At 75.0% G+C, this 10,389-nt stretch carries 10 protein-coding genes; 4 read left to right on the forward strand and 6 right to left on the reverse strand.

Features of this window, described 5'->3' with window-relative positions; all coding sequences use genetic code 11:
- Positions 1-129: 129 nt before the first annotated feature.
- Positions 130-621, forward strand: a complete 492-nt coding sequence (locus tag KBX37_RS31750) for a GNAT family N-acetyltransferase (RefSeq protein WP_210779534.1) — start codon at positions 130-132, stop codon at positions 619-621.
- Positions 622-633: 12 nt separating this feature from the next.
- Here KBX37_RS31750 and KBX37_RS31755 read toward each other — a convergent pair whose 3' ends face one another.
- Positions 634-843 carry a hypothetical protein gene (locus KBX37_RS31755; protein ID WP_088963283.1) on the reverse strand — a complete coding sequence of 70 codons (210 nt, stop codon included), beginning with the start codon at positions 841-843 and terminating at the stop codon, positions 634-636.
- A 136-nt stretch (positions 844-979) separates the two neighbouring features.
- Between KBX37_RS31755 and KBX37_RS31760 the strand changes: the two genes are divergently transcribed.
- Both KBX37_RS31760 and KBX37_RS31765 read left to right on the forward strand, forming a co-directional pair.
- The gene (locus tag KBX37_RS31760; RefSeq protein WP_210779535.1) at positions 980-2,095 is read left to right on the forward strand and encodes an ATP-dependent DNA ligase; all 1,116 of its coding nucleotides are present in this window, start codon (positions 980-982) and stop codon (positions 2,093-2,095) included.
- Between the two features lie 33 nt (positions 2,096-2,128).
- Entirely contained in the window at positions 2,129-3,712 is a 1,584-nt protein-coding gene (locus tag KBX37_RS31765) for an alpha/beta hydrolase (protein WP_210779536.1), read from the forward strand.
- Here the strand turns inward: KBX37_RS31765 and KBX37_RS31770 are convergent.
- Positions 3,639-4,151 (reverse strand): potassium channel family protein, encoded by a 513-nt coding sequence (locus KBX37_RS31770; RefSeq protein WP_210779537.1) that lies wholly within the window; start codon positions 4,149-4,151, stop codon positions 3,639-3,641. The genes KBX37_RS31765 and KBX37_RS31770 overlap by 74 nt on opposite strands.
- A gap of 73 nt (positions 4,152-4,224) precedes the next feature.
- Between KBX37_RS31770 and KBX37_RS31775 the strand changes: the two genes are divergently transcribed.
- A complete protein-coding gene (locus tag KBX37_RS31775; RefSeq protein ID WP_210779538.1) occupies positions 4,225-4,677 on the forward strand; it encodes a GNAT family N-acetyltransferase in 453 nt (150 codons plus the stop codon).
- Positions 4,678-4,925: 248 nt separating this feature from the next.
- Here KBX37_RS31775 and KBX37_RS31780 read toward each other — a convergent pair whose 3' ends face one another.
- The 4 genes from KBX37_RS31780 to KBX37_RS31795 form a co-directional block, all read right to left on the reverse strand.
- Positions 4,926-5,648: an ABC transporter ATP-binding protein gene (locus tag KBX37_RS31780; RefSeq protein WP_210779539.1), complete on the reverse strand. Its 723-nt coding sequence runs from the start codon at positions 5,646-5,648 to the stop codon at positions 4,926-4,928.
- A complete protein-coding gene (locus tag KBX37_RS31785) occupies positions 5,645-6,643 on the reverse strand; it encodes an ABC transporter ATP-binding protein (RefSeq protein WP_210779540.1) in 999 nt (332 codons plus the stop codon). Before KBX37_RS31785 ends, KBX37_RS31780 begins: the two co-directional genes overlap by 4 nt.
- Before the next feature lies 1 nt (position 6,644).
- Entirely contained in the window at positions 6,645-9,398 is a 2,754-nt protein-coding gene (locus tag KBX37_RS31790; RefSeq protein ID WP_210779541.1) for an FtsX-like permease family protein, read from the reverse strand.
- Positions 9,395-10,389: FtsX-like permease family protein (locus KBX37_RS31795; RefSeq protein WP_307849290.1), on the reverse strand; the 995-nt coding region annotated here is incomplete at its 5' end. The genes KBX37_RS31795 and KBX37_RS31790, both read right to left, overlap by 4 nt.

A 10,389-nucleotide genomic window follows, 5' to 3' on the forward strand; every position in this document is an offset into this window, starting at 1 on the left:
GTCCCGACACGCCGCGGCCGCCGACAACAACAACATGATCGACGCGTTGGGGAGGTGGGCGAGCGGGGGTGGGGACGGCGGGCGGGCCGGCGGCGCGGCTGGGGGGCGGTGTGGTGGGGTGGTGGGGTGGTGAGCGAGGTGATCGTGGGACGGGCCGGCGTCGCGGACGCCGGGGAGATCCTTACCGTGCAGCGCGCCGCCTACGTCGCCGAGGCCCAGCGCTACAACGATCCGCTCCTGCCGCCGCTGACCGAGACCCTCGACGAGGTGCGGGCGGTGCTGGCCGGGCCGACGATCGTGCTCGCCGCGCGGGCCGGGCACCGGCTGGTCGGCTCGGTGCGCGCCCGGGTGACCGGCGACACCGCCCACGTCGGACGGCTCTCGGTCGCCCCGGACCAGCAGAGTGGTGGCATCGGCGGCGCGCTGCTGGGCGCGGTCGAGGCGTCGTGCGCCGGGCGGGCCGCCCGGCTCGAACTCTTCACCGGCGCGGAGAGCGCGGGCAACCTGCGGTTCTACGCGCGGCACGGCTACCGGGTCGCCGGGCACCGGCCGGACCCGAACGGGGTACGGCTGGCCGTACTGGAGAAGCCGCTGGTCAGCCCCGCTCGCAGCGGGCCCTGAGGGGGGCGGGGGTCAGGCGGCTTCGCGGAGGTCGGCCAGGTCGAGCGGGGTACGCCGGCGCAGCAGCTCCTCCAGCTCGGTCACGGTGCCGACCTCGCCGAGCACGTCCTTGCCGCCGCCGAACTCGGCCGGGTAGCGGCGGACCAGCCGATAGCGCTGCCGGCCCCGGATCAGCTCCACGCTGACCCGCCACCGCCCGCAGCAGCAGCACACCCACTCCACCCGGCGACGGTAGCTCTGAGCTGCGCAAACGTGATTCGTACGGGAGGGACGGACGGGACGGACTCCGGACACGCCGCCCCGCCACCGCCGGTGATCTGCCTCACGACTGTCGGCACCGTCTGATTGACTGGTCGCCGTGGACCTGCCGATCAATCCCCCAGTGGAGCCGATGCTGGCCAAGAGCGTGGCCAAGCTGCCCACCGACCCCGGCCTGACGTACGAGCCGAAGTGGGACGGCTTCCGGTGCATCGTGTTCCGCGACGGCGACGAGGTCGAGCTGGCCAGCCGGGGCGGCAAGCTGATGACGCGATACTTCCCCGAGGTGGTCGAGCAGGCCCGCCGGCAGCTGCCCGAGCGGTGCGCCGTCGACGGTGAGCTGATCGTGATCCGCCGGGACGGCCCGGGCGGCCAGCCCCGGCTCGACTTCGAGCTGCTCGCCCAGCGCATCCACCCGGCCGCCTCCCGGGTGAAGCTGCTGGCCGAGACGACCCCGGCCGACTTCGTCGCCTTCGACCTGCTCGCCCTCGGCGACGAGCTGCTGCTCGACGAGCCGTACCCGCGCCGACGGGCCCGGCTGGAGCAGGCGCTGGCCGGCGTCCGCCCGCCGGTGCACGTCACCCAGGTGACCACCGACCCGGAGACGGCCCGCCGCTGGTTCGACGTGTTCGAGGGCGCCGGGCTGGACGGGTTGATCGTCAAGCCGGCCGAGCTGCCGTACGAGCCGGGCAAGCGGTCGATGTTCAAGGTCAAGCACGCCCGGACGGCCGACGTGGTGGTGGCCGGCTTCCGCTGGCACAAGTCCGGCCCGGTGGTCGGCTCGCTCCTGCTCGGCCTCTACGACGACGCCGGGGTGCTGCACCATGTCGGGGTGAGCGCCTCGTTCACCATGGCCCGGCGCGCGGAGCTGCTGGAGGAGCTGGCCCCCTACCGGGACATCGGCGACGAGCACCCGTGGGTGCACGGCGACCACGAGCGTGGCCAGCGCATCCCGGGCGGGGTGAGCCGCTGGACCGGCACCAAGAACCTCGAATGGGAGCCGCTGCGCCCCGAGCTGGTCCTCGAGGTGGGCTACGACGCGATGGAGGGCGATCGGTTCCGGCACACCGCCCGGTTCGTCCGCTGGCGACCCGACCGCGACCCCCGGTCCTGCCGCTACGACCAGCTCGACCGGCCGGTCCGCTTCGACGTGGACCAGGTCCTGCGCGGCGACCCGACGGCCACCGTGGAGCCGGCCGCCGCCGGCCCCGCGTAGCCTGGCCGTCGACACGATCATGGAGGCTCGCTGGTGACCCCCACTGCCCACCTCGTCCGCCGGGTCCGGCTCACCGTCGCCGGGCTCGCCGCGGCGGCGCTGCTCGCCGCCGGGTGCACGCTGCCGGCCCTCGCGCCCCGCACCGAGACGCAGGGCGGGGCCGCGGCGCCGGGCAGCACCCCGACCTGGCGGGACTGCCCGGAGGTCGCGGAGGACCTGGTGGGGCGCGGCGCGCCGGGGATGCGGTACGAGTGCGCGAAGATCGCCGTACCGCGCAACTGGGGCACCGGCGGCGGCGCGACCGCCGGCCCGGGCGGCGGGGAGACCTTCGAGATCTCGCTGCTGCGGGCCCGCTCGTCGAAGCAGCGGAACCGGATCGGTTCCCTCGTGATCAACCCGGGCGGTCCGGGTGGCTCCGGCGTGGACACCGCCGTCTATCTCTCCTTCGGGCAGGCGTTCGGCGGGCTGCCCGCCTCGATCACCGACCGGTTCGACATCGTCGGCTTCGACCCGCGCGGGGTGGCCCGCTCCAGCCCGGTCAAGTGCATCTCCGACGCCGACCTGGACACCAGCTTCGGCTTCGACCCCGACCCGGCCAGCCAGGAACTGTTCGACGACTACGTCGCGCTGAACCGGAAGATCGGCACCGGCTGCGGCGACAAGTACGGCGACCAGTTGCCGCTCTACGGCACCGAGCAGGCCGCCCGGGACATGGACGCGGTACGCGCGGCGGTCGGCGACGAGAAACTGACCTACCTGGGCTACTCCTACGGCACCCTGCTCGGCGCCACGTACGCCCAGCTCTACCCCCAGCGGGTGCGCGCGCTGGTGCTCGACGGCGCGGTCGACCCGCAGCAGAAGCTGGTGGCCGGCTCGGAGAGCCAGGCCAAGGGGTTCGAGCGGGCGTTCGGCAACTTCACCCGCTGGTGCGCGGCCAACGCCGGCCGCTGCCCGATCGCCCCGGACGCCCGGGCGGCGGTGACCGCCGCGATCGACAAGGCGAAGGTCTCGCCGGTGCGCGGCTCAGGCGGCCGCGAGGCCACCTCGGGCTGGGTCTTCTACGCGGTCATCTCCTCGCTCTACACCGAGTCGGGTTGGGAGGAGCTGGGCCGGGCGATCGACAAGCTGGAGGGCGGCGACCCGGCCGACGTCTTCCGGCTCGCCGACGCGTACGCCGGCCGGGAGGAGGATGGGCGCTACTCGAACCTCTTCGACGCCAACCTGACCATCAACTGTGCGGACGAGACCGAGAAGCCGAGCCTGGAGCAGATCCGGCAGGTGCAGTCGCAGTGGCGGCAGAAGTACCCGCTGTTCGGGCCGGCCCTGGCGGTCGGGATGCTGGGCTGCGCCCAGTGGCCGGGGCAGCGGGATCCGTACCCGACCGGCAAGGCCGTCGGCGCACCGCCGATCCTGGTGGTCGGCACCACCGGCGACCCGGCCACCCCGTACGAGCAGACGCCGCGGCTGGCCTCGATGCTCGGCGTGGGGCGGGTGCTGACCTGGGAGGGTGAGGGGCACACCGCCTACGCGCAGACGACCTGCGTCACGAACGCGGTGGACGCTTACCTGATCTCCTTGACCGTTCCCAGAGAGGGGCTCCGCTGTCCGGCGCGTTGAGCGGCTGACGCCGCTCCGGCTCGGGCAGGTCGATGCCGTACCGCGTGGCCAGCTCCTCCAACAGCACCCGCATCCGGCGGACGTCGTGCTTCAGCTCCTCCTGCTCGTCGTGCTCGAAGGCGTCGTCGTCGACGATGAGCCGGCTGGCGAAGTGCGCGGTGATCAGCGGGATGACCAGCAGCACCATCGTCGAGATGAGCAGGGCGGCGAGGAAGCGTCCCGCCCAGGTGGTCGGCGAGATGTCGCCGTACCCGACGGTGGAGGCGGTGACCACCGCCCACCAGATCGCGTCGGCGGCGCTGGCGTTCTCCACCTGGCCGTAGATGACGCCAGCCACCACGATCATGAGCAGGTACGAGATGATCAGCGTGCGCGGCGAGTTCGCGAACCAGACCAGTCCCCGGTAGATCCACCGGAAGGGCAGCAGCAGGGGCTCCATGCCGCACCATGCTGCCCGCTTAAGGCAAGCCACGCCCGCACATCGTCGAGTGTCGCTGTGGCAGGCTGCGGCCATGACCGATGTGATCTTCCGGGAGGCGGTCCGGGCGGACCTGCCCGCCGTCATCGCCCTGCTCGCCGACGACGTGCTCGGCAAGGCGCGGGACTTCACCGAGGTCGACGCGGCGTACGAGCGGGCCTTCGCCGACATCACCGCCGACGCGCGCAACCACCTGATCGTCGCCGACGAGGCGGGCGAGCTGGTCGGCTGCATGCAGATCACGTACATCCCGGGGCTGGGCCGGCACGGCTCCGAGCGCTCCCTGATCGAGTCGGTACGGGTCCGCTCCGACCTGCGCGGGCGGGGGCTGGGCCGGCGGATGATGGAGTGGGCCGTCGACCAGGCCCGGCAGCGGGGCTGCGCCCTGGTCCAGCTCACCACCGACAAGACCCGCGCCGACGCCCACCGCTTCTACTGCGGCCTGGGCTTCGTCGCCAGCCACGAGGGCATGAAACTCCCCCTCTGACCACCCCACCGCTCCCCCACCCCGGTGATCAAGAGGTTTGCGTCGCCGTGAGGACGGATTCCGACGCAAACTTCTTGATCACCGGGGTGAGTGCGGCCCGGTGCGGGCCTGCGGGCGCACGGGTGGGGGTTGGCGAGGGGCGCCGGCCGGCGGGTGATTCGTTTACGTCATCAGGTCGATAGCGTCCGCCCACCGGGTGCTGGTCGTCCACTTCCCAGGTGCAGTGGGCGCGGAGGCGCGGTGGGGAGTCAGGCGTCTACCAGGTGGCCGTCGCGCAGGGTGAGGGTGCGGTCGGCCAGCTCGATGAGGGCCGGGTCGTGCGTGGCGACCAGGGCCGTCATGCCCCGGGCGTGCACCACCGCGCGCAGCAGGTCCATGATGGAGCGTCCGGTCTCCGAGTCGAGCTGGCCGGTCGGCTCGTCGGCGATCAGCAGGGCCGGCTCGTTGGCCAGGGCCCGGGCCACCGCCACCCGCTGCTGCTGCCCGCCGGATAGCTCGTACGGCCGCTGCGCGGCGTGCCCACCCAGCCCGACCAGCTCCAGCAGCACGGCCACCCGCTCCTCCCGTTCCGCCGCCGGCACCCGGGCCAGCCGCAGCGGCACGCCGACGTTCTCCGCGGCGGAGAGGATCGGCACCAGCCCGAAGGTCTGGAACACGAAGCCCACCGTGCCCCGGCGCAACCGCAGCAGCTCGGCCTCACCGGCGGCGGTCACGTCGTGCCCGGCCACGTGCACCCGGCCGCTGTCCGGCCGGTCCAGCCCGCCGACCAGGTTCAGCAGGGTGGTCTTGCCGGCACCCGAGCGGCCCCGGACGGCCACCAGCTCACCGCGGCCGGCCACGAAGGAGACGTCCCGCACCGCGTGCACGGCGTGCTCACCCCGGCCGAAGGTCCGGCTGACCCCCTCCACCCGGACCACCTCGTCGACCACGGCCGCGGCACCGGCCCGGCCGGCGGAGACCTGCTCGCTCATGCGTCACTCCCGTTCTGTTCCGGCGTGCGGTCGCCGGGGCGGACCTCGACGTGGTCCGGTTCGAGGTTGAGGCGGACCCGGTCGCGCAGCTCCAGCGCGTCGACGAAGGACGCCGGCAGCTGCATCCGGCCGGTCCGGTCGAGCACGGCGTACTCCTCGCTGACCAGCTCGGTGCTGCCGTCGGCGCCGATCCGCGCCGTCCGGCGTACCTCAGAGGAGGTCCGGCCGTCGCGGATCGCGACGGTCCGGCGGACCTGGGTGGCCACGGCCTGGTCGTGGGTGACCACCACGATGGTCACGCCCAGCTCGGCGTTGATGGTGCGCAGCGCGGCGAAGACCTCCGCACCGGTGGCCTCGTCCAGCTCACCGGTCGGCTCGTCGGCGAAGAGCATCTCCGGGTCGTTCGCCACCGCCACCGCCACCGCGCAGCGCTGCTGTTCACCGCCGCTGAGCTGGCCCGGACGCCGGTCGGCGCAGTAGCCCACCCCGACCAGGTCGAGCAGTTCCTCGGCCCGCCGCCGCCGGGCCCGCCGGCCACCGGAGCGGCCGGCCAGCTTCATCGGCAGCTCGACGTTCTCCCGCGCGGTCAGGTACGGCAGCAGGTTCCGGCCGGTCTGCTGCCAGACGAAGCCGACCACGTCCCGCCGGTAGCTCAACCGCCGCCGGTGGGAGAGGGCGAGCAGGTCGTAGTCGGCGACCCGGGCGATCCCGGCGGTCGGCGTGTCCAGCCCGGACAGGATGTTGAGCAGCGTCGACTTCCCGGAGCCGGACGCGCCGACGATCGCCACCAGCTCACCCCGGTCGATGACCAGGTCGAGCCCCTGCAGGGCGACCACCTCCACACCCTCGGTCTTGAAGATGCGGACCAGGCCGTCGCAGACGATGTGGCCGCGCAGGCGGTCCTGTCCGCCGGCCCGCTCGGCCGCGCGCTGCGCGGCCCGCCGCTGCAACGCGGCCAGATCCGGTACGGCGGACGTCTCGGCGGTAGCCGTCATCTCAGCTCTCCTCTCCGAGCCGGAGCACCTCGCCGAGGCGCATCCGACGATTGTTCACGGCCTCGACCGCGACGGCGAAGGCCAGCGCCAGCAGGGCCAGCCCGAGCACCCCGGCCACCAGGCCGGGTTCGAAACGCACCGTCACCGGCGCCCCGCCGGTGAACGCGGACAGCCCCAGCACCGGGTTGAGCAGCAGCGGCAGCAGAGCGCCCACCACGGCGCCGGTCAGCACCGAGACCACCACCAGCGGGGCGAGTTCCACCAGCAGCAGGCCTCGCCACTGCCGGCGGGACAGCCCCATCGTGCGCAGCCGGGACAGCACCTGTGCCCGGCCGCGGGCACCCGCGAGCACCGCGAACGCCAGCGCGAGCAGCCCCAGCACCCCGCCGCCGGCCGCGCCGGTGGCGAAGCCGAAGACGAGCAGCCCGTTGACCCCGCTGCCGCCCAGCCGCTCCCGCTCGGCCGCCCAGGTCGTCACCTGCGGGGGCAGCGGTCGCTTTCCGCCGGTCACCGCGCCGCTGGTCTGGTAGCGGGCCTGTCCCTCCTCGGCGACCCGCCCCACCGCCGCCGGGTCCACCGTGGCGTCCCCGGCGGCGAGCAGGAAGCCGGTCGGCGCGAGCGGGTGCGGGGCGTCGGCGGGCAGCCCCGGCCAGGGCAGCACCAGAAACCGCCCCGTCCCGCCGGGGATCAGCGGGAACTCCTCCGCCGTGCCGGCGATCCGGAACGGCAGCCGGTTGCCCTGCACGTCCACCCAGCCGGGCCGGCGGCCCGCGCCGTCGGCGAGCTCCGCGTCGGCGAGGGCGGCGGCGAAGTCCGGCGACACCAGCGCGGGCAGCGCCGTCGTGGCGTCCCCGCCGGCCCGCAGCGCGGCGGGCACCGCCGCGTCGAGCCCGGAGCGCCGGGCCACCTCAGCGAAACCGGCGGGCTCCACCAGCAGCACGTACGCCTCGCCCGCCCCGCCGGGGCTCCCCTCCGAGTCGGCGTAGAGCCGCTGCCCGGGGGTGGCCAGCACAGGGGTGACCGCCCGCATCCCGGGCAGCCCGGCCAGCTCGGTCGCCGTGTCCGGGGCGAACCGGTCACCGCTGACCAGCGCGTCGGCCGGCACCGTCCGGGTCGCCGCCCGGTCCCGCCCGTCCTCGATACCGACGGCGACCACCCCGCAGAAGGCCGCCGTGGCGATCGCCAGCACGACCACCACCAGCGGCGCGGCCACTCCGACCCGACCGGCGCGGGCGGTGCCGAGGAAGGCGACCGCGCCGCGCGCCCGGGCGGCCAGCCGGCTGAACAGCCGCAACGGCCACGGGTACGCGCGCAGCGCCAGCAGCGCGGCGGCGACCGCGAGCAGCACGGGCACCGACACCAGCAGCGGGTCCACCTCGTCGCCGAGGGCGAGTCCCCTTCGGCGCAGCAGAAACGCGGCGAGCGCGGCCAGGCCGATGAAGGTGACCTCGACGGTGAGCCGGCCCGCGCCGCCCCGGGCGCGCAGCAGGTCCCGCCGGCCCCCGCCGTCGCGCTGACCGGTCAGCACCGCCACCGGCAACGCCAGTGTGGCCAGCACCGCCGCGAGCAGGGTCAGCCGGCTCGCCGCGTCCGGTGTGCCGGCGCCCAACGGGTCGGCGGGGAGCAGACCGCCGAGCAGCCAGCCGGCCACCGCGGCGGCCGGCACCACCAGCACCGACTCGGCCAGGCCGCGCCCCACGACGGCGGTTCTCGAACCGCCCCGGGCCCGCAGCAGCACGTACTCGTCGCGGCGGCGGCGTACCGCCAGCCGGGCCGCGAGCACGGTGAGGCCGGCGAGGGTGGCGAGCACCCCGGCGGCGATGATGGTCAGCAGCGTACGGGCGGCGGCGAGCGAATCCGCGTACTGCCGCAGCGGGATGTCGACGCCCTGGGCGAGTAGCAGCCCAGCGGGGCGCTCCCGGTCCAGTTGGGCGATGCCGTCGAGCACCGCCTCGAGGCGACCCGGGGTGAGTCGCTCGGGGTCGACCCGGTAGCGCCAGCTGAAGCCGACCGCCCAGCCGGCCGCCGCCCGGTCGTCGAAGCCGGCGTCGTCGGTCAGCCCCACCACTTGGAAGGGCTCGCCGTCGCCGACCGGTGGGGTGAGCCGCAGCGCCGAGGGGAGCGCGTCCCACGCACCGCCGCCGGCGTCGACCGGTCGGAACAGGCCGACCACCGCGACGGTGGTGCCGGCGAACTCCCGATCGTCGGAATCGAGCAGCGCCAGGCGCAGCCGGCTACCGGTGCGCAGGCCGAGTTGCCGGGCGACCGGTTCGGCGAGCACGGTCTCGACCGGCGCGGCCCGCTCCGCCCCCTCCCCCGGCCAGCGGCCGTCAACCAGGGTGGCCGACTCCCGCAGCCCGGTCATGGTGCGCAGGCTCAGGTCGAACAGACCCTTGTCGGCCGTGAGCTCCGGTCCCTTCAGCCGACCGAACTCGGTGTCGGCGACGTACCAGCGCTCGCCCACCACCTCGCGTACCGGCGCGGGCATCCCCGCCAGCAGCGAGTCCAGGCTGGCCCGGTGGGTGGCGGCCACCCGGCTCGTGCCCGGCTGCGGCTCCGCCGGCCGTTGGTAGAGCACGTCGCGGCGGAGACCCGGCAGGTCGGCCAGCTGCTCGCGCAGCCCCTGGCCGGACAGCCGGTCCGCCACCCGCGGCATCCCGGTGACCAGCAGCGCGGTGACCAGCGCCAGCACCGCGAGGAGCAGGAAGTGCCCCCCGTACGCGCGCACCCTGCGCAGCACGGCCAGGACGCTCATCGTTCTCCCCCGATCCGCAGCTGGGCCGCCGCGACACGTTGCCGGATGCCGGTGGCCAGGACGGCGCTGCACGCCAGGGCGGCCAGCAGCAGCCCGAGCGCGGTCAGGCCGATCGGCGTCCAGGGCAGGGTGAAGGCCGCCTCCGGCACGGGTCGGCCGGCGCTCGGGGTGAGGATCACCAAGGGTGCCATGGTGGCGCCCACTCCCGCGCCGACCAACAGGCCGACGGCGACCCCGATGCCGGCCAGGAAGGTCTGTTCGGCCAGCATCGCGCGGGCCAGCAGGGGCGGTCCGGCGCCGAGGGTGTGCAGGACCGCGAACTCGGCGAGCCGGTGCCGGGCGGTGGCCCACACGTCCACGGCGAGGCCGACCAGGGCGAGCAGCACCGAGCCGAGGGCCGCGGCGAGCAGCCCGGTCCGCGCGCCCCGCCAGTACGGGTCGCGGGCGGTCTCCTCGGCGGCCGCCCGCCGGTCGAGGAGGGTCACGCCGGGCAGCTCCCGGATCGCCGCCGCGGCGGCGGCGTGCCCGCCGTCGTCGGTACGCAGCCACCACTCCGGCACCGCACGAACGGCGGCCCGCTGCCGCACCAGCCAGTCCGTGGCGGCGGGCAGGTCGATCAGCAGCGCCCCGCCGGCCTCGGTGACGCCCGGCACCGCGTCCAGTTCGCCGACCACCCGCACCGGCACGGACGCCCCGGAGAGGGCGAGCGGCACGACGTCACCGGGCCGGACGTTCAGCGCGGCCAGCACCTGCGGGGTGACCAGCGCCGGCACCGGCGTGTCCGCCCCCGCCGGTACGACGGCGAAGCGGACCGTCGGCTGCCGGGCGAAGCGGCCGCCCTCGGTCAGCGCGATGCCGTAGTCGGCGTCCACCCCGCCGGGGGTGACGGCGCTCGTCGGCACCGGCGCCTCGCCGACTGCGTCGACCATCGACCACTCGCCGGTCAGCGCGACCGGCTGGGCGGTGCCCGCCGCGTCGGTCACCCGCAGCC

It is taken from the genome of Micromonospora sp. U56, assembly GCF_018070095.1.
Classification (GTDB): Bacteria; Actinomycetota; Actinomycetes; order Mycobacteriales; family Micromonosporaceae; genus Micromonospora; species Micromonospora purpureochromogenes.